The sequence below is a fragment of the Malikia granosa genome (genome assembly GCF_002980595.1).
GTDB lineage: Bacteria > Pseudomonadota > Gammaproteobacteria > Burkholderiales > Burkholderiaceae_C > Malikia > Malikia granosa.
Genome location: NZ_PVLQ01000027.1, coordinates 22354 through 45816, shown reverse-complemented (window position 1 = coordinate 45816; position 23463 = coordinate 22354). Strand labels below are relative to the sequence as shown.

Annotated in this window: 18 protein-coding genes; 13 read left to right on the top strand and 5 right to left on the bottom strand. The window is 69.1% G+C overall.

Annotation, left to right across the window (positions count from 1 at the left end; translation table 11 throughout):
* Positions 1-20: 20 nt before the first annotated feature.
* Genes C6P64_RS07965 through C6P64_RS07955 form a run of 3 tightly spaced genes read left to right on the top strand, consistent with a single transcriptional unit; the run spans position 21 to position 3055 of the window.
* Positions 21-1265: a CmpA/NrtA family ABC transporter substrate-binding protein gene (locus C6P64_RS07965; protein ID WP_105748029.1), complete on the top strand. Its 1245-nt coding sequence runs from the start codon at positions 21-23 to the stop codon at positions 1263-1265.
* A 25-nt stretch (positions 1266-1290) separates the two neighbouring features.
* Positions 1291-2229 (top strand): nitrate ABC transporter permease, encoded by a 939-nt coding sequence (gene ntrB / locus C6P64_RS07960; RefSeq protein ID WP_105748028.1) that lies wholly within the window; start codon positions 1291-1293, stop codon positions 2227-2229.
* A 19-nt stretch (positions 2230-2248) separates the two neighbouring features.
* Entirely contained in the window at positions 2249-3055 is an 807-nt protein-coding gene (locus C6P64_RS07955) for an ABC transporter ATP-binding protein (RefSeq protein WP_105748027.1), read from the top strand.
* Positions 3056-3091: 36 nt separating this feature from the next.
* On the opposite strand, the gene C6P64_RS07950 is transcribed toward C6P64_RS07955, so the two are convergent.
* Positions 3092-3724: a TetR family transcriptional regulator gene (locus C6P64_RS07950; protein WP_105748026.1), complete on the bottom strand. Its 633-nt coding sequence runs from the start codon at positions 3722-3724 to the stop codon at positions 3092-3094.
* A gap of 133 nt (positions 3725-3857) precedes the next feature.
* Here C6P64_RS07950 and C6P64_RS07945 point away from each other — a divergent pair, with 133 nt between their 5' ends.
* The 4 genes from C6P64_RS07945 (at position 3858) to C6P64_RS07930 (ending at position 10473) form a co-directional block, all read left to right on the top strand.
* Complete coding sequence (locus tag C6P64_RS07945; protein WP_105748025.1) at positions 3858-5144, top strand: efflux RND transporter periplasmic adaptor subunit; 1287 nt, start codon at positions 3858-3860, stop codon at positions 5142-5144.
* Positions 5145-5156: 12 nt separating this feature from the next.
* Positions 5157-8312 (top strand): efflux RND transporter permease subunit, encoded by a 3156-nt coding sequence (locus tag C6P64_RS07940; protein WP_105748024.1) that lies wholly within the window; start codon positions 5157-5159, stop codon positions 8310-8312.
* Positions 8305-9708 carry an efflux transporter outer membrane subunit gene (locus C6P64_RS07935; protein WP_105748023.1) on the top strand — a complete coding sequence of 468 codons (1404 nt, stop codon included), beginning with the start codon at positions 8305-8307 and terminating at the stop codon, positions 9706-9708. The genes C6P64_RS07940 and C6P64_RS07935 overlap by 8 nt, the downstream gene beginning before the upstream one ends.
* Positions 9709-9780: 72 nt before the next feature.
* On the top strand, positions 9781-10473 hold the full coding sequence (locus tag C6P64_RS07930; protein ID WP_105748022.1) for a substrate-binding domain-containing protein: 693 nt from the start codon (positions 9781-9783) through the stop codon (positions 10471-10473).
* A 95-nt stretch (positions 10474-10568) separates the two neighbouring features.
* On the opposite strand, the gene C6P64_RS07925 is transcribed toward C6P64_RS07930, so the two are convergent.
* Positions 10569-11828 (bottom strand): nitronate monooxygenase, encoded by a 1260-nt coding sequence (locus C6P64_RS07925; protein WP_105748244.1) that lies wholly within the window; start codon positions 11826-11828, stop codon positions 10569-10571.
* A gap of 491 nt (positions 11829-12319) precedes the next feature.
* Between C6P64_RS07925 and nirB the strand changes: the two genes are divergently transcribed.
* From nirB to cobA, 5 genes are all read left to right on the top strand, one after another.
* Positions 12320-14779 carry a nitrite reductase large subunit NirB gene (nirB, locus tag C6P64_RS07920; RefSeq protein WP_105748021.1) on the top strand — a complete coding sequence of 820 codons (2460 nt, stop codon included), beginning with the start codon at positions 12320-12322 and terminating at the stop codon, positions 14777-14779.
* A 24-nt stretch (positions 14780-14803) separates the two neighbouring features.
* Positions 14804-15118: a nitrite reductase small subunit NirD gene (nirD, locus tag C6P64_RS07915; RefSeq protein ID WP_105748020.1), complete on the top strand. Its 315-nt coding sequence runs from the start codon at positions 14804-14806 to the stop codon at positions 15116-15118.
* A gap of 20 nt (positions 15119-15138) precedes the next feature.
* Positions 15139-17907 (top strand): nitrate reductase, encoded by a 2769-nt coding sequence (locus C6P64_RS07910; RefSeq protein WP_105748019.1) that lies wholly within the window; start codon positions 15139-15141, stop codon positions 17905-17907.
* 85 nt (positions 17908-17992) lie between these two features.
* On the top strand, positions 17993-18895 hold the full coding sequence (gene ybiB, locus C6P64_RS07905; protein WP_105748018.1) for a DNA-binding protein YbiB: 903 nt from the start codon (positions 17993-17995) through the stop codon (positions 18893-18895).
* A gap of 17 nt (positions 18896-18912) precedes the next feature.
* Positions 18913-19701, top strand: a complete 789-nt coding sequence (cobA, locus tag C6P64_RS07900; protein WP_105748017.1) for a uroporphyrinogen-III C-methyltransferase — start codon at positions 18913-18915, stop codon at positions 19699-19701.
* 78 nt (positions 19702-19779) lie between these two features.
* On the opposite strand, the gene C6P64_RS07895 is transcribed toward cobA, so the two are convergent.
* Positions 19780-20112, bottom strand: coding sequence for an ATPase with chaperone activity (locus tag C6P64_RS07895; protein ID WP_105748016.1), 333 nt, complete (start codon positions 20110-20112; stop codon positions 19780-19782).
* Position 20113: 1 nt separating this feature from the next.
* Entirely contained in the window at positions 20114-20608 is a 495-nt protein-coding gene (locus C6P64_RS07890) for an acyl-CoA thioesterase (RefSeq protein ID WP_105748015.1), read from the bottom strand.
* Positions 20609-20693: 85 nt separating this feature from the next.
* Between C6P64_RS07890 and C6P64_RS07885 the strand changes: the two genes are divergently transcribed.
* Positions 20694-21929: a BaiN/RdsA family NAD(P)/FAD-dependent oxidoreductase gene (locus tag C6P64_RS07885; RefSeq protein ID WP_105748014.1), complete on the top strand. Its 1236-nt coding sequence runs from the start codon at positions 20694-20696 to the stop codon at positions 21927-21929.
* 18 nt (positions 21930-21947) lie between these two features.
* Here C6P64_RS07885 and pap read toward each other — a convergent pair whose 3' ends face one another.
* Positions 21948-23450: a polyphosphate:AMP phosphotransferase gene (pap, locus tag C6P64_RS07880; RefSeq protein WP_105748013.1), complete on the bottom strand. Its 1503-nt coding sequence runs from the start codon at positions 23448-23450 to the stop codon at positions 21948-21950.
* Positions 23451-23463 lie beyond the last annotated feature (13 nt).

Sequence of the window (23463 nt, the reverse complement as noted above, 5' to 3'; positions counted from 1 at the left end):
TTGCCTACAGGAGTGTTGTCATGATCCACCTCGCCAACCGCCCGCTGAGCCGCCGCACCGTGCTGCAAGCCGCCACCGTGGGAGCCGCGGGCATCTCGCCCGCGCTGCGCTCCCTGGTGCATGCCGCCGGCTCCGATGCACCAGAAAAGAAGGAAGTGCGCATCGGCTTCATCCCGCTGACCGACTGCGCCAGCGTGGTGATGGCCAGCGTGCTGGGCCTGGACCAGAAGCACGGGGTCAAGATCATCCCAACCAAGGAGTCGAGCTGGGCCGGCGTGCGCGACAAGCTGGTCAACGGCGAGCTCGACTTCGCCCATGTGCTGTACGGCCTGGTCTACGGCGTGCACCTCGGGCTCGGCGGCCCGAAGAAGGACATGGCGGTGCTGATGAACCTGAACCAGAACGGCCAGGCCATCACGCTGAGCAAGAAGCTGGCCGACAAGGGCGCCGTCAACGGCGCCGGCCTGGCCAAGCTGATGGCGGCCGAGCCGCGCGAATACACCTTCGCCCAGACCTTCCCGACCGGCACCCACGCGATGTGGCTGTACTACTGGCTGGCCGCGCACGGCATCGACCCGATCCAGGGCGCCAAGGTGATCACGGTGCCGCCGCCGCAGATGGTGGCCAATATGCGGATCGGCAACATGGACGGCTTCTGCGTCGGCGAGCCCTGGAACCACCGCGCCATCATCGACGGCATCGGCGTGACGGCGGCGACCAGCCAGGAGATCTGGCAGAACCACCCCGAGAAGGTGCTGGGCACGACCAGCGACTTCGTCAAGAAATACCCCAACACCGCGCGCGCGGTGACCGCCGCCATCATCGAGGCCGGCCAGTGGATCGATGCCAGCCTGTCGAACAAGACCCGCATGGCCGAGACCATCGCCGGCAAGAGCTATGTCAACACCAGCGTGGACGCGATCAACCAGCGCATCCTGGGCCGCTACCAGAACGGCATGGGCAAGACCTGGGACGACCCGAACCACATGAAGTTCTACAACGAGGGGGCGGCCAACTTCCCCTACCTGAGCGATGGCATGTGGTTCCTGACCCAGCACAAGCGCTGGGGCCTGCTCAAGGACCATCCCGACTACCTGGGCGTGGCGCGGCAGATCAACCAGGTCGAGCTCTACAAGCAGGCCGCGACCGCCGCCAAGGCCGCGCTGCCCAAGAGCGAGCTGCGCAGCAGCAAGCTGATCGACGGCGTGGTCTGGGACGGCAAGAACCCGAAGCAGTACGCCGATTCCTTCAAGATCAAGGCCTGAAAGCCGCCCACCCAGGAGCATCACCATGGTCAGTGCAGTCTTCCATTCCCCGCTCGGGGCTTCGGCCACCGAGACCGGAGCGGCCGCTTCATCCCCCGGCCTGCCCGGCGCCGCCGTAGCGACGGCAGCCGCTGCCGCGCCAGCCAGCGCCCAATCCAAGCCGGTGCGCGACTGGCGCGACCACGGACGCGGGCTGGCGCTCGCGGTGCTGCCGCCGCTGTTCGGCCTGGGCCTGCTGGTGCTGGTCTGGTCGCTGCTGTCCCATTCGAGCGGCAGCGGCATCCCGGGCCCGCAGGAAACCTGGCTGCAGGCGGTCGAGCTGTTCAGCGACCCGTTCTACCGCAACGGCCCGAACGACCAGGGAGTGGGCTGGAACCTGCTGGCCTCGCTCGAGCGGGTCGCGCTGGGCTTCGGGCTGGCGGCGGCGGTCGGCATCCCGGCCGGCTTCGCGCTCGGGCGCTCGGCGCTGCTGGGCCGGATGTTCAACCCGCTGATCAGCCTGCTGCGCCCGGTCTCGCCGCTGGCCTGGCTGCCGATCGGCCTGCTGGTGTTCAAGGGCGCCGATCCGGCCGCGATCTGGACCATCTTCATCTGCTCGATCTGGCCGATGATCATCAACACCGCGGTCGGCGTGCAGCGGGTGCCGCAGGACTACCTGAACGTGGCGCGCGTGCTCAACCTGTCGGAGTGGAAGATCCTGACCACCATCCTGCTGCCCTCGGTGCTGCCCTACATGCTGACCGGCGTGCGGCTGGCGGTGGGCACGGCCTGGCTGGTGATCGTCGCGGCCGAGATGCTGACCGGCGGCGTGGGCATCGGCTTCTGGGTCTGGGACGAGTGGAACAACCTCAACGTCAAGAACATCATCATCGCGATCTTCGTGATCGGCATCGTCGGCCTGCTGCTCGAGGCCGCGCTGGTCAAGCTCGCCAGCGCCTTCAGCTACGAGGACGTCAAGTCCTGAAAACCCAGGAACCACCATCATGAACAACGACGCCAAATTCATCGACATCAGCGGCGTGGCGCAGACCTTCAAGACCGCCAAGGGTGTTTTCCCGGCGCTGCGCGACATCAACTTGCAGATCGCCAAGGGCGAGTTCGTCGCGCTGATCGGGCACTCGGGCTGCGGCAAGTCGACGCTGCTCAACCTGATCGCCGGCCTGACCACGCCGACCGAGGGCGGCCTGCTGTGCGCCAACAAGGAGATCAAGGGCCCGGGGCCCGAGCGCGCGATGGTGTTCCAGAACCACTCGCTGCTGCCCTGGCTGAGCTGTTTCGACAACGTCTACCTGGGCGTCGAGCGCGTCTTCGGCAAGACCGAGAAGAAGGACCAGCTCAAAAGCCGCACCGCCGCCGCGCTCGAGCTGGTCAGCCTGGGCCATGCGGCGCACAAGCGCCCGGGCGAGATCTCGGGCGGCATGAAGCAGCGCGTCGGCATCGCGCGCGCGCTGGCGATGGAGCCGCAGGTGCTGCTGATGGACGAGCCCTTCGGCGCGCTCGACGCGCTGACGCGCGCCCGGCTGCAGGACGAGCTGCTCGAGATCGTCGCACGCACGCGCAGCACGGTGGTGATGGTCACGCACGATGTCGACGAGGCGGTGCTGCTGTCAGACAAGATCGTGATGATGAGCAACGGCCCGGCCGCGACCATCGGCGAGCTGCTGCCGGTGCCGCTGGCGCGCCCGCGCAACCGGGTCGCGCTGGCCGACGACCCGGACTACCAGCGCTGCCGCAAGGCCGTGATCGACTTCCTCTACACGCGCCAGGGCCATGTCGAGAAGGCCGCCTGAAGACCAAGCGGGCTGAGGACTGAAGGCTGGGCGGGCTCAGCCGGCCTGCGCCGGCAGCAGGCCCCAACCCGCCAGGTAGGCCTGGACCGAGGCCTCGGCCGTGGCCTCGAGCTCGAAGGTCTCGGGCGCCAGCAGCCAGGTATGGATCAGCCCGACCAGCAGGGCATAGAGCCCCTGCGCCAGCAGGGCCACCGGCAGGGGCAAGGACAGCGCGCGCTGGGCCAGGGCAGCTTGCAGGCTGCGCTCCATCTGGCCCACGTTGTCGGCCTGCACGCGCCGGTGGCGCGCGCGCACCGCCATCAGCTCGTCGACATATTCGACCTTGAGCGTGGCGACCTCGAACACGCGACGGGTGCGCTCGTCATGCGCGATGCGGTGCATGGCGTCGGCGATCGAGCGCCGCAGTTCGACCAGTGGGTCCTGTCCGGGCTCATGCCCGACCTGCTGCAGCGCCTGCTCCATCGGCAAGGTGGTGCGCTCCATCATGGCATTGAACAGGTCGGCCTTGTTCTTGAAATGCCAGTAGATCGCGCCCCGGCTGGCACCAGCGGCCAGCGCGATGTCATTGAGCGAGGTACGCGACACCCCCTTTTCGGCAAACAGGCACTCGGCCGCGTCGAGCAGCTGGTGACGGGTCGCGAGGGCATCGGCTTTGGTGCGACGGGCCATGTCGAGAGTTCACTTTCCAACGGATTCCAGAGCAGCCATCTGCCCTTATACATTCACAATTGTATGTATACTGGCTCGCATTGTGCTGGCCGCCTGGCCGGTGCGCTCTACCACGCCTCTTCCGGACCCCGACATGCCAGTGATCCACCCTGCCTCCCCAAGTCGCCGCGCGCAATGGCGCGCCACCCTCAGTGCCCTGGGCCTGGCCGCCCTGCTCGCCGCCTGCGGCGACAAGGCCGCTGCCCCGGCAGCGCCTGGCGGCGGCATGCCACCACCCGAAGTCGGCGTGCTGAGCGTGACGCCGGGCGAGGTCGGACTGGTCACCGAACTGCCGGGCCGGCTCGAGGCCTCGCGCGTGGCCCAGGTACGCGCGCGCGCCGCTGGCATCCTGCAGCAGCGCCTGTTCCGCGAAGGCAGCGATGTCAAGGCCGGCCAGCCGCTGTTCGAGATCGACGCCAGCCCCTACCAGGCCGCCTTCGACAGCGCCCAGGCCAGCCTGGCCAAGGCCGAGGCCAACCTGACCCAGGCCAGCGCGCTGGCCGAGCGCTACCGGCCGCTGGCCGAAGCGAAGGCGATCAGCCAGCAGGAATTCGTCAACGCGCAGGCAGCGCAGAAGCAGGCCCAGGCCGACGTGGCCGTGGCCAAGGCGGCGCTGCAGACCGCACGCATCAACCTCGGCCATACAAGAGTCACGGCGCCGATCGCGGGCCGCATCGGCCGCGCGCTGGTGACCGAGGGCGCCCTGGTCGGCCAGGGCGAGGCCACGCCGCTGGCGGTGGTGCAGCAGATCGATCCGGTCTATGTCAACTTCACCCAGTCGGCCGACGAGACGCTGCAGCTGCGGCGCGCGCTCGAGAGCGGCCAGCTCAAGCGCGCCGGACAGGACGGCGCCAGCGTGCGCCTGCTGCTGCCCGACGGCAGCGAGCATGGGCGCAGCGGCAAGCTGCTGTTTTCCGACCTGACGGTCGACGGCAGCAGCGGCCAGGTCACGCTGCGTGCCGAGGTGCCGAACCCGGGCGGCCAGCTGCTGCCGGGCCTCTATGTGCGGGTGCGACTGGAGCAGGCCAAGGCCAGCCAGGCGATCACCCTGCCGCAGCAGGCGGTCACGCGCACGGCCCAGGGCGACAGCGTGATGGTGGTGGCCGAGGACGGCAGCTTCAGCCCGCGCCCGGTCAAGATCGGCGCCCAGCAGGGCGGCCGCTGGATCGTGCTCGACGGGCTCAAGGCCGGCGAGCAGGTGATGGTCGACGGCTTCCAGAAGCTGCGCGGCGCCAAGGTGGTCAAGCCGGTACCGTGGCAGGAGAAGGCCGGCACCCCGGGCCAGCCGGACGGCAAGGCCGCAGCGCCGGCCGAGGCCGCGGGCAATGCGGCCAAGGCACCGGCCGAGCCCGCCAAGGCCGGCGCTGGCGCGGCACGCTGAGGAGTCACAGACATGGCGAAATTCTTTATCGAGCGGCCCATCTTTGCCTGGGTGATCGCGCTGTTCGTGATGGTGCTGGGCTCGGTGGCCATCACCCAGCTGCCGATCGCGCAGTATCCGCCGGTGGCGCCGCCATCGATCGTGGTCTCGACCGCCTATCCGGGCGCCTCGGCGCAGACGCTGGAGGACAGCGTGCTGTCGGTGATCGAGCGCGAGATGAACGGCTCGCCCGGCCTGATCTACATGGAGTCGGTGGCGCAGGCCGACGGCTCGGGCAACATCACGCTGAGCTTCCAGCCCGGCACCAACCCGGATCTGGCCCAGGTCGACGTGCAGAACCGGCTGGCGCGCGCCACGCCGCGCCTGCCGGCAGCGGTCACGCAGCAGGGCGTGCGGGTCGACAAGTCGCGCAACAACTTCCTGCTGTTCGCGATCCTGTCCTCGGATGACCCAGCCTGGGACCCGGTCGCGCTGGGCGACTACGCCTCGCGCAACGTGGTGCCCGAACTGCAGCGCCTGCCCGGCGTCGGCCAGGCCCAGCTGTTCGGCACCGAGCGCGCAATGCGGATCTGGATCGACCCGGCCAAGCTGCTGGGCTACAAGCTCAGCGCGGCCGATGTCAACGCGGCGATCCGGGCCCAGAACGCCCAGGTCTCGGCTGGCGAGATCGGCAGCCTGCCCAATGTCGCGGGCCAGGGCATCGCGGCCACCGTGGTGGTCAACGGCCAGCTCTCCAGCGTCGAGCAGTTCGGCCGCATCCTGTTGCGCGCCAACCCCGACGGCTCGGCGGTGCGACTGAAGGATGTCGCGCGCATCGAGCTCGGCGGCCAGGCCTACGCGACCTCGGCGCGACTGAACGGCAAGCCCTCGACCGGCATCGGCGTGCAGCTGTCGCCGAGCGGCAACGCGCTGGCCACCGCCGAGGCCGTGCGCGCCAAGATGCACGAGCTCGAGAAGTTCTTCCCCGCCGGCATGGAGTGGAAGATCCCTTACGACAGCTCGCGCTTCATCAAGATCTCGATCGAGCAGGTGGCCAAGACCTTGCTGGAAGCGGTGGCGCTGGTGTTCCTGGTGATGTTCCTGTTCCTGCAGAACTGGCGCTACACGCTGATCCCGACCATCGTGGTGCCGGTGGCGCTGCTGGGCACCTTCGCCGCGCTGCTGGCGCTGGGCTTCTCGATCAACGTGCTGACCATGTTCGGCATGGTGCTGGTGATCGGCATCGTGGTCGACGACGCGATCGTGGTGGTCGAGAACGTCGAGCGCATCATGAGCGAGGAAGGCCTGTCGCCGCAGCAGGCGACGCGCAAGGCGATGCGCCAGATCTCGGGCGCCATCGTCGGCATCACCGTGGTGCTGATCTCGGTCTTCGTGCCGCTGGCTTTCTTCAGCGGCTCGGTCGGCAACATCTACCGCCAGTTCGCCACCGTGATGGGGGTGTCGATCGCGTTCTCGGCCTTCTTCGCGCTGTCGCTGACGCCAGCGCTGTGCGCCACCCTGCTGAAGCCGGTCGAGGCCGGCCATCACCACGAGAAGACCGGCTTCTTCGGCTGGTTCAACCGCGGCTTCTCGCGCAGCGCCAAGCGCTACGAGGGCTGGGTCGGCCGGCTGCTGCCGCGCGCCGGCCGCTCGCTGCTGATCTACGGCGTCATCGTCGGCGTGGCGGCGCTGGTCTACCTGCGGCTGCCGACCTCCTTCCTGCCCAACGAGGACCAGGGCACGCTGCTGGTCAACGTGCAGCTGCCGCCGGGCGCCACCCGCGAGCGCACCAGCGCCGTCATGGAGCAGGTCGAGGGCTTCATGCTCAAGCAGCCCGAGGTCCAGAGCATGGTCGGCGTGCTGGGCTTCTCGTTCTCGGGCCAGGGCCAGAACGCCGCGCTCGCCTTCGTGACGCTGAAGGACTGGTCCGAGCGCCATGCGCCGGGCAGCTCGGCGCAGGACCTGGCCGGCCGCGCCTTCGGTGCGCTCTCGGGCATCCGCGACGCCTTCATCTTCCCGCTGAGCCCGCCGCCGATTCCCGAACTGGGCTCGGCCTCGGGCTTCTCGTTCCGGCTGCAGGACCGCGCCGGCCTGGGCCGCGAGGTGCTGCTGGGCGCGCGCAACCAGCTGCTCGGCATGGCGAGCCAGAGCAAGGTGCTGACCCAGGTCCGTCCCGACGGCCTGGAGGACGCGCCGCAGCTGCAGCTCGACATCGACCGCGACAAGGCGCAGGCGCTCGGCGTCGGCTTCGATGCGATCAACGCGACGATCTCGACCGCGCTGGGCTCGAGCTACATCAACGACTTCCCGAACGCCGGCCGGCTGCAGCGGGTGGTGGTGCAGGCCGATGCGCCGGCCCGCATGCAGCCCGACGACCTGCTCAAGCTGCATGTGATCAACAGCAGCGGCCAGGCCGTGCCGCTGTCGGCCTTTGCCAGCACGCGCTGGATCACCGGCGCGATGCAGACGGTGCGCTACAACGGCTATCCGGCGATGCGCATCAGCGGCAGCGCCGCGCCCGGCTACAGCACCGGCGCGGCAATGGCCGAGATGGAACAGCTCGCGGCCCAGCTGCCACCTGGCCTGGGCTTCGAGTGGACCGGCCAGTCGCGCGAGGAAAAGCTCGCCGGCGCGCAGGCCATCATCGTCTACGGCTTCGCGATCCTGGCAGTCTTCCTGTGCCTGGCCGCGCTGTACGAAAGCTGGTCGATCCCGCTGGCGGTGATCCTGGTGGTACCGCTCGGCGTGCTCGGCGTGCTGCTCGCGACGCTGCTGCGCGGCTATGCCAACGATGTCTACTTCCAGGTCGGCCTGATCACGATCATCGGCCTGTCGGCCAAGAACGCGATCCTGATCATCGAGTTCGCCAAGGACCTGCAGGCCCAGGGCAAGAGCGTGATCGAGGCCGCGCTGGAAGCCGCCCACCTGCGCTTCCGTCCCATCATCATGACCTCGCTGGCCTTCATGCTCGGCGTGCTGCCGCTGGCGCTCTCGAGCGGCGCCGGCTCGGCCAGCCAGCGCGCGATCGGCACCGGCGTGATCGGCGGCATGGTCACGGGCACGCTGCTGGCGGTGGTCTTCGTGCCGGTGTTCTTCGTGGTCGTGCGCAGCCTGTTCAAGGGCAGCGAGCGCCAGCACCAATTCGACCGGGCCCATGGCCAGCAAGCCGGAATCCATAGCCATGAATAAGACTTCATCCACCCTGCTCGGCCCGCTGGCGGCGGCCTTGTTCCTGAGCGGCTGCAGCCTGATGCCGGCCTACGAGCGGCCGGCCGCGCCGGTGCCGGCGCAATGGCCGGCCAGCGCCGGCGCAGCCGATCAAGCGGCAGCCGCCGCCACGGCGGCCGATGCCTTGCCCGACTGGCAAGGCTTCTTCGGCGATGCGACGCTGCGCCAGCTGATCGACACCGCGCTGGCGCAGAACCGCGACCTGCGCGTGGCCGCATTCAACCTCGAGCAGGCACGCGCCCAGCTCGGCCTGCGGCGCGCCGAGCAATGGCCCGGCGTCGGCCTGGGGATCAACGGCTCGCGCACGCCCAACAACTCGGGCGGCATCACGAGCAACTACAGCGGCGGCCTGCTGGTCACGGCCTACGAGCTCGACTTCTTCGGCCGCGTCGCCAGCCTGAAGGAGCAGGCGCTGGCCCAGTACCTGGCCAGCGAGGCCGGTCGCCAGAACCTGCGCATCAGCCTGGTCGCAGGCGTGGCGCAGAGCTGGCTCGCGCTGCTGGCCGACCAGGCCCAGCTCGAGCTGGCACGGCAGACCCTGGCCACGCGCGAGGCCTCGCTGGGCCTGATCCGGCTGCGCTTCGAGCATGGCACGACTTCGGCGCTCGAGCTGAGCCAGGCCGAGTCGCTGGTGGAAAACGCGCGCGTCGCGCTGGCGCAGTTCGAGCGCCAGCGCGCGCAGGACGAGAACGCGCTGGCGCTGCTGCTGGGCCAGCCGCTGGACCCCGGCCTGCGCGCCGAGCTGGCGCCGCAGCAGCTGAGCGGGCTGCAGCTGCCGACCCTGGCTGCCGGCCTGCCGTCGCAGTTGCTGACGCGCCGGCCCGACATCGTGCAGGCCGAACAGCAGCTGATCGCGGCCAATGCCAACATCGGCGCGGCGCGCGCGGCCTTCTTCCCGCGCATCACGCTGACGACCGGCATCGGATCGGCCAGCAGCGAGCTGTCCGGCCTGTTCAAGGATGGCAGCTGGGGCTTCACGCTGGCGCCGCAGCTGCTGCTGCCGATCTTCGACGCCGGGCGCAACCAGGCCGGGCTCGATGCGGCGCGCGCCGGGCGCGAGGCCGCGCTGGCCCAGTACGAGAAGGCGATCCAGTCCGCCTTCCGCGAGGTGGCCGATGCCCTGGCCGGACGCGAGACGCTGGCGCGCCAGCTGCAGGCCCAGCAGGCGCAGACCGCCGCCGACCAGCGCCGGCTCGAGCTGACCGAGCTGCGCTATCAGCATGGCGCGGCCAGCCAGCTCGACTGGCTCGATGCGCAGCGCTCGCTGTTCGCCAGCCAGCAGGCGCTGACGCAGACAAGACTGGCCTGGTGGCAGAACCAGATCGCGCTCTACAAGGCGCTGGGCGGCGGCGCCTGATCCGCTAGCATAGGCACTTTGTCACTGGCCCCGCCCGCTGGCGGGGCTGTTTTTCCTACCGATAGCTCACCCATGACTTCTGCCCTGCGCGTCATCTCCTCCATGGCGACCAAAGCCCTGCTCGCCGACCTCGTCGCCCTCCATGCCCAGGCCAGTCCCGGCAGCGCGGTCAGCGTGGAATCGGTCGGTGGCGTCGACGCGGCCAAGCGGGTGCAGGCCGGCGAAGCCTTCGACGTCGTGGCGCTGGCCTCGAACGCGATCGACAAGCTGATCGCCGAGGGCCATGTGCTGGCCGGCAGCCGGGTCGACCTGGTGCATTCGGGCGTGGCGGTCGCGGTGCGCGCCGGCGCCGCCCGACCCGATATCTCGAATGAAGCCGCGCTGAAGGCCGCCGTGCTGGCAGCGCGCACCCTGGGCTACTCGACCGGCCCGAGCGGCGTGCAGCTGGCCAAGCTGTTCGAGCGCTGGGGCATTGCCGAGCAGATCGCCGACCGCATCGTGACCGCGCCGCCCGGCGTGCCGGTCGGCGCGCTGGTGGCCCAGGGCGCGGTCGAGCTCGGCTTCCAGCAGCTCAGCGAACTCATGAATCTCGAGGGCATCACCCTGCTCGGCCCGCTGCCGCCAGAGGTCCAGATCACCACCACCTTCTCGGCCGGCATCGCCGCGACCTCGACCCGGCCCGAAGCGGTGCGCGAGCTGCTCGGCTTCCTGGCCTCGCCGGCCACGGCCGAGGCCAAGCGCCGCAACGGCATGGACCCGGCCTGAAGCCGGGCCCGGCATGAAAAAACCAGCCCTGCGGCTGCAGTGGCGGGTTTTTTCATGCGCCAGCGGTCACGGGACCGCCAGACTCCAGGGCTGAATCAGGCCAGGGCTTCGGCGACCGGCAGGTTCACCTTGTCGTCGACGCTGAACTGGTAGTCCTCGAACACATGCTGGGCGCTCAGCAGCTGGAAGCTGCCGTCGTCATGGCGCAACGTGGTGTCCTTCAGGCGCCAGGTCAGCTGGCCGCAGGTCCAGATCGCGAAGTTGCGCATATGGGTGCACAGGCAGGTCTTGTCCCAGACCTGGATCTTGCGCTCGCCCGGATGCGCCAGCAGCTCGCGGTTGTAGGCGTCGATATAGGCGCACTTGCCGTTGGCGTCGAGCAGGTAGCCATAGGCCTCGCAATTCGGGCGGATGCCATCGCCGATGCCCGGGCTGGACTTGATCATGCGCATCGGGTAGCCGGTCGGCGAGATCTCGTTGACCTCGATGTCGTCCTCGTCGGCCTTGAAGTATTCCTGCTTGACATCGTCGGGCAGGCCGCATTCCTTGGTCACGGTGAAGCGGGTCGCGACCTGGACGGCGGAGGCGCCCATTTCCATGAAGCGCACCGCGTCGCTGCCGGTGAAGATGCCGCCGGCCGGGATCAGCGGGATGTCGAGCTGCTCGGCCTTGAGCCAGGCGGCGATCTCGGCGACGATGGTCGCGAGGTCGTACTTGGCCCAGTCCATGCCGAAGCCCAGGTGGCCGCCGGCCAGCGGGCCCTCGACCACGACGTAGTCGGGCAGGCGGTTCAGGCGCGCGCTCTTCTTGAGGAAGAGCTGCAGCGCACGCAGCGAGGAGACGATGATGCCGAGCTTGGCATGGCGGAAGCGCGGATGATCCTCGATCAGCGCGAAGCTGCCCAGGTGCAGGCCGGCGGCCAGCGTGATGCCGTCGATGCCGGCGTCGAGCGCGGCCGACAGGCGGACCTTGAGGGTCTCCTTGGGCGCGTTCATGGTCAGCTTCTCCATGCAGTTGATGAAGATCTGGCCGCTGCCCTGCTTGCGGCTCATGCTGTGCTCGACATGCAGCTTGGTCGCTTCGGCCAGGTGGCCGAGGTCGAACTTGACGTCCGACTTGTCGACATTGTCGACGTTGTACTTGTACTGCGCCTGTTTGGCCTTCACGTACTTGGTCTTGTAGCGGCGGTCGGTCACCGTCTTGATCATCGCATCCGAGATATGGCCCACGCCACCCAGACGCGCGGCTTCGAGCGCGAGGTCGGAGGAGGAAATGTCCACGCCCATGCCGCCGATCATGATCGGCACCAGCTCGTCGCCACCCAGGCGCAAGCGGAAATCGTCCAAACGTTTCACTGTCATCTTTCGTGTGTGCTTTGCCGGACCGACCCGCTGCTTGTGGTCAAGAATCCGTAATAGCCGATTTTCGGACTTTTTTGCAGGGTTCGCCCGCCCAAGGTCAAGTTATCGCTAGATAAAAGCTATCACGAACATCATTCGATAGAGCAAAACTAGCACTACCGACATGAAAAATGCCTCAGGGTCGGCTGCACATGCACCATAGCGGGCCAACTGACGGCAGGCTGACGGGCAAGATGCACCAGATTGGAGGCCAGGCGAAGCCGAACCGGGCGCACAACGCGCTGACACTGGCCTGCCGTTCGACGGGAAAGGATTGGCACGGCAATTGCTTGAATCCGGCAACGGTCAATGGTGACCGGCTCAGCACCCCGCCCAAGGATGGGCCGGGTGCAACCAGGACAAAGGCGTCCCTGCAGCACCGCCCCGCAACGGGTGGTCCCTGCATGGACGCCTTTTTGTTTTCTGCAGCGACTGACGGAGTCAAGATGGAAAAGCCCAAATTGGTGTTGATCGGCAACGGCATGGCCGGCGTGCGCACGCTGGAGGAGCTGCTCAAGCTCGCCCCCGATCAGTACGAGATCACGGTGTTCGGCGCCGAACCGCACCCGAACTACAACCGCATCCTGCTGTCGCCGGTGCTCGCCGGCGAGATGCAGGTCCAGGACATCATCCTCAACGGGCTGGACTGGTATGCCGAGCACGGCATCCAGCTGCACACCGGCAAGACCGTGACGCAGATCGACCGGGTCCGCCGAGTCGTGATCGCCGATGACGGCACCGAGGCGCGCTACGACCGGCTGCTGATCGCGACCGGCTCGACCCCCTTCATGCTGCCGATTCCCGGCCGGCAGCTGCCGGGCGTGATCGGCTACCGCGACATCAAGGACACCGACGAGATGATCGCCGCGGCCAGCCAGTACCGGCACGCGGTGGTGATCGGCGGCGGCCTGCTCGGGCTCGAAGCCGCCAACGGCCTGAAGTTGCGCGGCATGGACGTGACCGTGGTGCACATCGGTCCCTGGCTGCTCGAGCGCCAGCTCGACGAGGTGGCCGGCAAGATGCTGCAGCAGTCGCTCGAGGACAAGGGGCTGAAATTCCTGCTGAGCAAGCAGACCGAGGCGCTGCTGCCAGCCCCCGACGGCGGCCCCGAGGGCCGGGTCGGCGCGGTGCGCTTCAAGGACGGCCTGCAGATCCCGGCCGACCTGGTCGTGATGGCCGCCGGCATCAGGCCCAACTACGCGCTGGCCGAGGCCGCCGGCATCCACTGCAACCGCGGCATCGTGGTCAGCGACACGATGCAGACCTACGACCCGCGCGTCTATGCGGTCGGCGAATGCGTGAGCCACCGTGGCATCGCCTACGGCCTGGTCGCGCCGCTGTTCGAGCAGGCCAAGGTGGCGGCGAACCACCTGGCCAGCCACGGCATCGGGCGCTACCAGGGATCGGTGACCTCGACCAAGCTCAAGGTGACCGGCATCGACCTGTTCTCGGCCGGTGACTTCCAGGGCGGCCAGGATGACGCCGAGGAGATCACGCTCAACGACCCGCATGGCGGCGTCTACAAGAAGCTGATCGTCAAGGACAACAAGCTGGTCGGCGGCGTGCTGTACGGCGACACGGCCGACGGCCCCTGGTATTTCCAGCTGCTCAAGGACGGGCGCGACATCCACGAGCTGCGCGACAGCCTGATCTTCGGCCAGTCGCAGGTCGGCGATGTCGGCCACGCCGGCAACAGCAAGGCCGCCGAGATGGCCGACAGCGCCGAGGTCTGCGGCTGCAATGGCGTCAGCAAGGGCAAGATCTGCCAGGCGATCAAGGAAAAGGGCCTGTTCAGCCTCGACGAGGTCAAGAAGCACACCAAGGCAGCGTCTTCCTGCGGTTCCTGCGCCGGTCTGGTCGAGCAGATCCTGGCCAGCACGATAGGCGGCGCCTACACCCCGGCCAAGCTCGACAGCAAGCCGGTCTGCGGCTGCACCGAGCATTCGCACAAGGCGGTACGCGAGGCCATCGTCGCGCAGCGCCTCACCAGCAAGGAGGCGGTATTCGACTTCCTCGAGTGGAAGACGCCCAACGGCTGCGACAAATGCCGTCCGGCGATCAACTACTACCTGATCTCGAGCTGGCCGCACGAGGCCAAGGACGATCCGCAGAGCCGCCTGATCAACGAGCGCGCCCACGCCAACATCCAGAAGGACGGCACCTACTCGGTCGTGCCGCGCATGTGGGGTGGCCTGACCACGCCGGCCGAACTGCGCGCCATCGCCGACGCGGCCGAGAAATACCAGGTGCCGACGGTCAAGGTCACCGGCGGCCAGCGCATCGACCTGCTCGGCATCAAGAAAGAGGATCTGCCAGCCATCTGGGCCGACCTCAACGCGGCCGGCATGGTGTCGGGCCACGCCTACGGCAAGTCGATCCGTACCGTCAAGACCTGCGTCGGCGCCGAGCATTGCCGCTTCGGCACCCAGCTGGCGATGGACATGGGCGTCAAGCTCGAGAAGATGCTGTTCGACATGTACGCGCCGCACAAGGTCAAGCTCGCGGTGTCGGGCTGCCCGCGCAACTGCGCCGAGGCCGGCATCAAGGATGTCGGCGTGATCGGCGTCGACTCGGGCTACGAGCTCTATGTCGGCGGCAACGGCGGCATCAAGACCGAGGTCGCGCAGTTCCTGTGCAAGGTCAGGACCGACGAGGAAGTGATGGAGTACGCCGGCGCCTTCCTGCAGCTGTACCGCGAGCAAGGCTGGTACCTGGAGCGCACCTGCCACTGGCTGGAACGGGTCGGCCTGGACGCTGTCAAGCGCCAGGTGGTCGATGACGCCGCCGGGCGCCAGGCGCTCTACGCCCGCCTGCTCGACTCGTTGAAGGACGCCAAGGACCCCTGGCAGACCTCGCGCGAGACCCAGCCGGTCAAGCAGTTCATCCCGATCAAGCTCGAAGCCTGAAACGCCATCCAAGGAAACCAAGACATGACGACCTGGAACCTGATCTGCCCGCTGGACGACATCCCGCCGCTGGGCTCGCGCATCGTGCAGCGCCCGACGGGCGGCGACATCGCGATCTTCCGCACCGCGGCCGACGAGGTCTTCGCGCTGCACGACAAATGCCCGCACAAGGGCGGCCCGCTGTCGCAGGGCCTGGTGCACGGCAAGCGCGTGACCTGCCCGCTGCACGGCTGGAACTTCGAGCTCGAAAGCGGCCAGGCGGTGGCGCCCGACAGCGGCTGCAGCCAGACCTTCGCGGTCAAGGTCGAGGACGGCCAGGTCCTGCTGGCCCTGAACTGATCCCAGCAACAGGAGCACGCATGGCCGAAACCCGATCCACCTGCCCCTACTGCGGCGTCGGCTGCGGCGTGATCATCGAGTCGCAGGGCGACCGCATCACCGGCGTGCGCGGCGACCCCGATCACCCAGCGAACTTCGGCCGGCTCTGCACCAAGGGCCAGACGCTGCACCTGACCGCCACCGAAGCCATCACGCGCCAGGCCCGGCTGCTGCAGCCGATGCAGCGGCTGCAGCGAGGTACTGCGCCGCAGCCGCTCGGCTGGGATGGCGCGCTGGATCTGGCTGCCGGCCGGCTGGGCGACATCATCGAGCAGCACGGGCCCGACGCGGTCGGCTTCTACCTGTCGGGCCAGCTGCTGACCGAGGACTACCATGTCTTCAACAAGCTCGCACGCGGCCTGGTCGGCAGCAACCACATCGACAGCAACTCGCGGCTGTGCATGAGCAGCGCGGTGGTGGGCTACAAGCGCACGCTGGGCTCGGACGCGCCACCAACCTGCTACGACGACCTGGCGCGGGCCGACTGCCTGTTCATCAGCGGCAGCAACACGGCCTGGGCGCATCCGATCCTGTTCCGGCGCATCGAGGACGCGCGCGCCGGCATGAAGCTCATCGTGGTCGATCCGCGCCGCACCGAGACCGCCGAGCAGGCCGACCTGCACCTGCAGATCCAGCCCGGCACCGATGTACTGCTCTGCCACGGCCTGCTGCACATCATGCTGTGGGAGGGCTGGACAAGGCCCGACTACATCGCCAGACACACCAGCGGCTTCGAGGCACTGAAGGAACTGGTGCGCCAGGCCACGCCCGAGCGCGTCGCGCGCGGCTGCGGCGTCAGCGTCGAGGACCTGCACACCGCGGCACGCTGGTTCGCGCAATCGAACGCCACGCTCAGCCTCTACTGCATGGGCCTGAACCAGAGCAGCAGCGGCAGCGACAACAACGCCGCACTGATCAACCTGCACCTGGCGACCGGACAGATCGGCCGGCCCGGCGCCGGCCCCTTCTCGCTGACCGGCCAGCCCAATGCCATGGGCGGGCGTGAGGTCGGCGCCATGGCCACGCTGCTGCCCGGCCATCGCGACCCGGCAAACGCCGAGCACCGGGCCGAGATCGCCCGCCTGTGGGGCGTCGACCAGTTGCCCGCGCAGCCCGGCCTGACCGCGACCGAGCTGTTCCAGGCCGCCGCCGACGGCCGGATCAAGGCGCTGTGGATCGCCTGCACCAATCCGGCGCAATCGATGCCCGACCAGGCGCTGGTGCGGCGCGCGCTGCAACGCGCCGAATTCGTGATCGTGCAGGAAGCCTTCGCCACCGCCGCGAGCTGCGACTATGCCGACTTGCTGCTGCCGGCGGCGAGCTGGGGCGAGAAGGCAGGCACGGTGACCAACAGCGAGCGCCGCATTTCGCGCGTGCGCGCCGCCATCGCGCCGGCCGGCCAGGCCAGGCCCGACTGGCTGATCGCACGCGATGTCGCGCGCCGGCTCGAAGCGCGACTGCGCCCTGGCCAGCCCAGCCTGTTCGGCTTCGAGACGCCCGAGCAGGCCTGGCTCGAGCACCGCGAGAGCACGCGCGGGCGCGACCTCGACATCACGGGACTGAGCTATGCCTTGCTCGACCAGCTCGGCCCGCAGCAATGGCCGCTGCCGGCCGGTGCCAGCGAAGGCCAGGCCAGGCTCTACGCCGACGGCCTGTTCGCCGCGCCAGACGGCCGGGCGCGCTTCGCGGCCGATGCCTGGCGCCCGGTGGCCGAGCCGCGCTCGCCGCGCTACCCGTTCTCGCTCTCGACCGGGCGGCTGCGCGACCAGTGGCATGGCATGACGCGCACCGGCACGATCGGACGGCTGTTCGGCCATGCCCCCGAGCCGGCGGTCGGCCTGCATCCGGACGACCTGCTCGCACTCGGCCTGCAGGCCGGCGAGCTGGTACGGGTCAGCAGCGTGCGCGGCGCGATCGTGTTGCCGGTGCAAGCCGCACCCGAGCTGGGCCGGCAACAGGCTTTCATCCCGATGCACTGGGGCTCGGAGACGCTCGGCGGCCGCGATGCCGCGGGCCGGCCGCTGGCCGGCGTCAATACGCTGACCACCCCGGCCAGCTGCCCGCTGTCCAGGCAGCCCGAGCTCAAGCATTGCGCGGTCCGCATCGAGCAGGCCAAGCTGCCCTGGACCCTGCTCGGCCTGGCCTGGCTGCCGCCGGAGCGCGCGATCGAGGTCCAGCGCGAGCTGCGCGCCCTGCTGCCCGAGTTCGATTTCGCCAGCTGCGTGCCGTTCGGGCGCGAGCGCAGCGGCCTGCTGCTGCGCGCGGCCTGCGCCAAGCCGCCGCCGGCGGAACTGGTCGAGCGCATCGCCAGCTGGCTCGGCCTCGATAGCAGCGGGGTGCTGCGCTACGCCGACCACAAGCGCCAGCACAGCCGGGCGATCCGCCTGAGCCAGGTGGGCGCCAGCCAGCAGGTCGAGGCCTTCCTGCTGGCCGGCGACAGCCGGTCCGAACCCTGGCTCAGAACCCTGCTGCAGGACCAGCTGCCGGCGCAGGACTACGGTCGCCTGCTGCTCAGGTCCGACACGCAGGCACCCGTCGCGCTGGCGCCGCGCAGCCCTCAGGTCTGCAGCTGCCTCGACGTCAGCGAGGACGCGATCCGCCGCGCGCTGCCCGACTGTGGCGGCGACGGCACCCAGCGCCTGCTGCAGCTGCAGGACGGCCTGGGCTGCGGCACCCGCTGCGGTTCCTGCCTGCCGACGCTCAAGCGCCTGGTCGCGCTGGTGCCAGCCAGTGCCGCCCTGAGCTGCTGAGCTCACGCCCCGCTGCGGCATGGCCAGCGGCGGGGATTTTTTGCTTCATAACTCGAAGTCATCAGGCATCGCGGAAAATCGCTACATGGCCATCAGTCACTATCTCAAGGAAATCGGGCGCGGCAAGGACGGCGCCCGCTCGCTCGACCGCGCGCAGGCGGCCGACCTGTTCGGCGAGCTGCTCGACGGCCAGGTGAGCGAGCTCGAGCTCGGCGCCTTCTGTCTCGCGATGCGCATCAAGGGCGAGACACCCGAGGAGATGGCCGGCTTCCTCGACGCGACGGCCCTGCGCACCGACAAGGTGCCGACCCAGGGGCGCACCGCCGTGGTGCTGCCGAGCTACAACGGTGCGCGCAAGCTGCCGGTGCTCACGCCACTGCTGGCGCTGCTGCTGGCGCGCGAGGGCCTGCCGGTGCTGGTGCATGGCGCGGCGACCGAAAGCCGGCGCGTGAGCTCGGCCGAGGTGCTGGCGCTGCTCGGAGTGGCCGCCGACAGCAGCGTGCAGCCGCTGCAAGCCGGCCAGGTGCGCTTCGTGCCGACCGGCCTGCTGTGTCCGGGCCTGCAGCGCCTGCTCGAGGTGCGCCGGGTCATCGGCCTGCGCAACTCGGCGCACAGCCTGGTCAAGCTCATGAACCCCTGCGACGGCGACGCGCTGGTGGTCGGCAGCTACACCCATCCCGAATACCTGCTCTCGATGGGCAAGACCTTCGAGCTGACACGGCAGCGCGCGATGCTGCTGCGCGGCACCGAGGGCGAGCCGGTGGCCGATCCACGCCGCCTGCCGCAGATCGATGTCTTCCAGCAAGGCCAGCGCCGCTGCGTGCAGGAAGCCCAGGGCGGCCCGCTGGCCAGCCTGCCCGAGCTGCCCGCGATCGATGCCGCCAGCACGGCCGCCTGGATCAGCGAAGTGCTCGCCGGTCGCCGGGCCGTGCCGGCGCCGATCGCGCGCCAGGTGGAACATGTCTTGCAAGCGGTGCAGGCATCATGAGCGCTGATTGCCAACCTATGAACTCCACCCTGCCCCTGACCGCACCGGGCCAGGTCACTCTGGTCGGCGCCGGCCCGGGCGACCCGGAACTGCTGACGCTGAAGGCGGTCCGCGCGATCGGCGCGGCGACCGTGCTGCTGGTCGATGACCTGGTCAATGACGCGGTGCTGGAACATGCCTCACCGCGGGCCCGCATCGTCCATGTGGGAAAACGCGGCGGCTGCAAGAGCACGCCGCAGTCCTTCATCGAGAAGCTGATGATCCAGGCCGCCCAGGAGGGCGAGGTGGTGGTGCGGCTCAAGGGCGGCGATCCCTTCATCTTCGGCCGCGGCGGCGAGGAGGTCGAGCACCTGCAGGCCGCCGGCATCCCGGTCACGGTGGTCAACGGCATCACCGCCGGACTGGCCGCGCTCAGCTCGCTCAACGTGCCGCTGACGCACCGCGAACATGCCCATGGCGTGGTCTTCGTGACCGGCCACGCCAAGCCCGGCGATTCCGGCACCGACTGGGCGGCGCTCGCGCATTGCGCGCGCGAGGCCAGGCTCACGCTCGTGATCTACATGGGCGTCTCGAGCGCCGCCGCCATCCAGGCCGGCCTGCTGCAAGGCCTGCCGGCCGCCACGCCGACCGCGATCGTGCAGCGCGCCAGCCTGCCGCAGCAGCGCCATGCAGGCTGCACCCTGGACCAGCTGGTCGAGACGCTGCAGGCCGAACGGCTCGGCAGTCCGTCCATCCTGGTCGTCGGCGACGTGGTCTCGGGCCTGGCCCAGCTGCGCCAGCCAGCCGGCGCGCGCCAGGTCGCCTGAGACCGGGCCCGCCCCGTCAGCAGAGCAGCGCGGACGCAGCCAGCCAGGCCCGCGGTGCCCCTACGCTGGCAGCCGCGCTCAGGCCTCGAGCCAGCTCGGCCAGGGCCAGTCGAGCAGTTCGGCCAGGCGCTTGACCACCCAGCCGGCCTCGGCGGCCGACAGGCCAGTCTCGCCGCTGCTCAGGCCGGCATGGATGCGCTCGAGCACGTCGGACTCGTGCACGCCGAGCTTGAACTGCAGCTGCGCGGCCTGTTCGGTCAGCAACTGCGCCATGTCCTCGCACAGCTCGTGGCGCTGCGCGATGACCTCGTAGGGCTCGGTCGGCTTGATCTTGCCGGGCGGCACGAACAGCGCGACGAAGGATTCCGGCAGCAGGATCTGGCTTTCGCCATGGGCCAGGGTCTTGGCCATCTCAGGCCTCGTCGACAACCGGCTGCCTGACCTGCTGGTAGCGCTGGGCCAGCTCCTGGCGCACCTGCTTGCGCACCAGGGCCGCATCCCAGCGCCGCTTCTCGTCGGGGCTGAAGGGGCGCAGCGTGGGCACCTTGGCCGGCTTGCGGTCGTCGTCGACCGCGACCATGGTGAAGAAGCAGCTGTTGACATGGCGCACCACCTGGCTGCGGATGTCCTCGGCCACCACCTTGATGCCGATCTCCATCGAGGAGTTGCCGGTGTGGTTGACGCTGGCCAGGAAGGTCACCAGCTCGCCGACATGGATCGGCTGCAGGAACATGACCTGGTCGACGCTCAGGGTCACGACATAGTGCGAGGCATAGCGGCTGGCGCAGGCATAGGCCACCTGGTCGAGCAGCTTGAGGATGGCGCCGCCGTGGACATTGCCGGAGAAGTTGGCCATGTCGGGCGACATCAGCACGGTCATGCTGAGTTGGTGTGCGGGCAAGTTCATGATGGGGAGTTTATGCGGACCTGATGACAGAGAGGCAAGGATCACGCCAGCCGCGGGCCGGGCAAAGCCGCCTACACTCGCGGCCATGGAAAAATTCGATGTCGCCATCATCGGCGCCGGCGCGGCCGGCCTGTTCTGTGCCGGCGTGGCCGGCCAGCTCGGCCTGCGCGTGCTGCTGCTCGACCATGCGCCCAAGGTCGCCGAGAAGATCCGCATCTCGGGCGGCGGCCGCTGCAACTTCACCAACCGCGAGCTCGACCCGCGCCAGCCGCACAAGCATTTCCTGGGCGACAACCCCAACTTCTGCCGCTCGGCGCTGTCGCGCTACACCCCGGCCGACTTCATCGAGCTGCTGCAGCGCCACGCGATCCCGTTCCACGAGAAGCACAAGGGCCAGCTGTTCTGCGACCGCTCGGCGCAGGACCTGATCGAGCTGCTGCTGGCCGAATGCGCGGCCGGCGGCGTGCAGCGCTGGCAGCCCTGCGCGGTGCAGGCGGTCGGCTATTCCGATGCCGACCCGGCCGAGCGCTACCAGCTGCAGACCGACCGCGGCCCGGTCGGCTGCCGCTCGCTGGTGGTCGCCACCGGCGGCCTGTCGATCCCGAAGATCGGCGCCAGCGACTTCGGCTTCCGGCTCGCGCGCCAGTTCGGCCTCGATGTGGTCGAGCTGCGCCCGGCACTGGTTCCGCTGACCTTCGACGCCGCCGCCTGGGCCCCGTTCGCCGAGCTGTCGGGGCTGGCGCTGCCGGTGCGCATCGCCACCGGCGAGAAGAAGACGAAGATGGAATTCCTCGAGGACCTGCTGTTCACCCACCGGGGCCTGAGCGGTCCGGCCGTGCTGCAGATCTCGAGCTACTGGCGCCCCGGCCAGCCGCTGCGGCTCGACCTGCACCCCGAATCCGCGCTCGAGCCGCTGCTGCTGGAGGCCAAGGCCCGCTCGCGCAAGCTGCTGGCCAACGAGCTCGCGCTGCACCTGCCGAGCCGGCTGGCCGATACCTGGACCGCGCAGCAGCCGCAATGGCAGCGCCCGGTCAGCGACACGCCCGACAAGGCGATCGCCCAGCTGGCCCAGGGCCTGCAGCGCTGGGAGCTGACCCCGACCGGCACCGAGGGCTATGCCAAGGCCGAGGTCACGGCCGGCGGCGTCGATACCCGCCAGCTGTCCTCGCAGACCATGGAATCGAAGCAACCCGGCCTGCACTTCATCGGCGAGGTGGTCGACGTGACCGGCTGGCTCGGCGGCTACAACTTCCAGTGGGCCTGGTCGAGCGCGCACGCCTGCGCCCAGGCGCTGGCCGCCGACCGCATGGCCAGCGCCTGAGGCGGCCACGGCAGAGGTTCAGCCGCGCGCCTTGAGCGCACGCTCGATCCGGTCGCACAGGGTCTCGAGCACCTCGAGGCGCGACCAGTGCTTGTCGTCCGAGGCGACCACATGCCAGGGCGCGATCTGGGTCGAGGTGCGGTCTATCATGTCGCCGATCGCCTGCTCGTACTGCGGCCACTTGTCGCGGTTGCGCCAGTCCTCGTCGGTGATCTTGTAGCTCTTGTGCGGCGTCTCGCTGCGCTCCTTGAAGCGGCGCAGCTGCTCCTCGGGCGTGATCGCGAGCCAGAACTTGACGATCAGCACCCCGGACTCGGACAGCTCCTCCTCGAACTCGTTGATCTCGCCATAGGCGCGCATCCAGTCGGCCTCGGAACAGAAGCCCTCGACCCGCTCGACCAGCACCCGGCCATACCAGCTGCGGTCGAACAGGGTCGCGTGGCCGAACTTGGGGATGTAGCGCCAGAAGCGCCACAGATAGGGCTGGGCGCGCTCGTTCTCGTTCGGCGCCGCGACCGGGATCACGCGGTAGAAGCGCGCATCGAGCGCCTGCGTCAGGCGCCGGATCGTGCTGCCCTTGCCGGCCGCATCCATGCCCTCGAACACCACCACCAGCGACAGCTGCTGCAGGCGCGGGTCGCGGCTGAGCAGGTTGAGGCGGCCCTGCAGGGTCTCGAGCCGGTCCTCGTAGTCCTTGCGCGCGACGCTGCGGCCGTAGTCCTGCGCTGCCAGCAAGCTGAGCCGGTCGAGCGGCTGCGTCTCGGGCACCAGCGGCGCGGGCAGCGGCTGGGGCAGCGGCTGGGGCAGCGGCTGGGCAAGGCGCCGGTTGACCGAATCCAGCAGCAGCTGGCCCGCGCTCAGGTAGCGGTAATAGGGATCGCTGCCCTCGATCACGAGCCAGGGCGCCTCGCCGATGCTGGTCTTGCGCAGCGCCTCGTCGCTGACCCGGATGAACTCGTCGTAATGCCTGAGGTTGTGCTCCTCCTGCGGCGTCACGCGCCAGGCGGTCTTGGGCGAATCCTGCAGCTCCTTCATGCGCGCCTTGGCCGCCTTCTTCGACAGGTGGAACCAGAACTTGAGCAGCAGCACGCCCTCGGCCGCCAGCATGCGCTCGAACTGGCGGATGCGCTCGAGGCGGCGCACGAAATGCTCGCGCGTCTCGTGGCCCAGCGCATGCGCGCTGACGGGATCGGTGTACCAGTTGCCGAACAGGATGCCGATATGCCCCTTGGACGGCAGCACGCGCCAGAAGCGGAACATCTCGGGGTGGTGGCGCTCATGGTCGGCGATCGGACCGAAGGCCTCGGTGCGGATATGGCGCGGGTCCATCCACTCGTTGAGCACATTGACCGTCTCGCCGCGCCCGGCCAGGTCGACCCCGTTGACCAGGATCACGACCGCGAAGCGGGCCTCGCGCAGCAGCCGGAACTGCATGTCCAGCAAGGCCGCGCGCAGCTCGGGCTCGCGCTGCTTCCAGGTTTTCTTGTCTATGCGATGACCGATTTCCGCCGACTCGAACATGAATTCTCCAGTT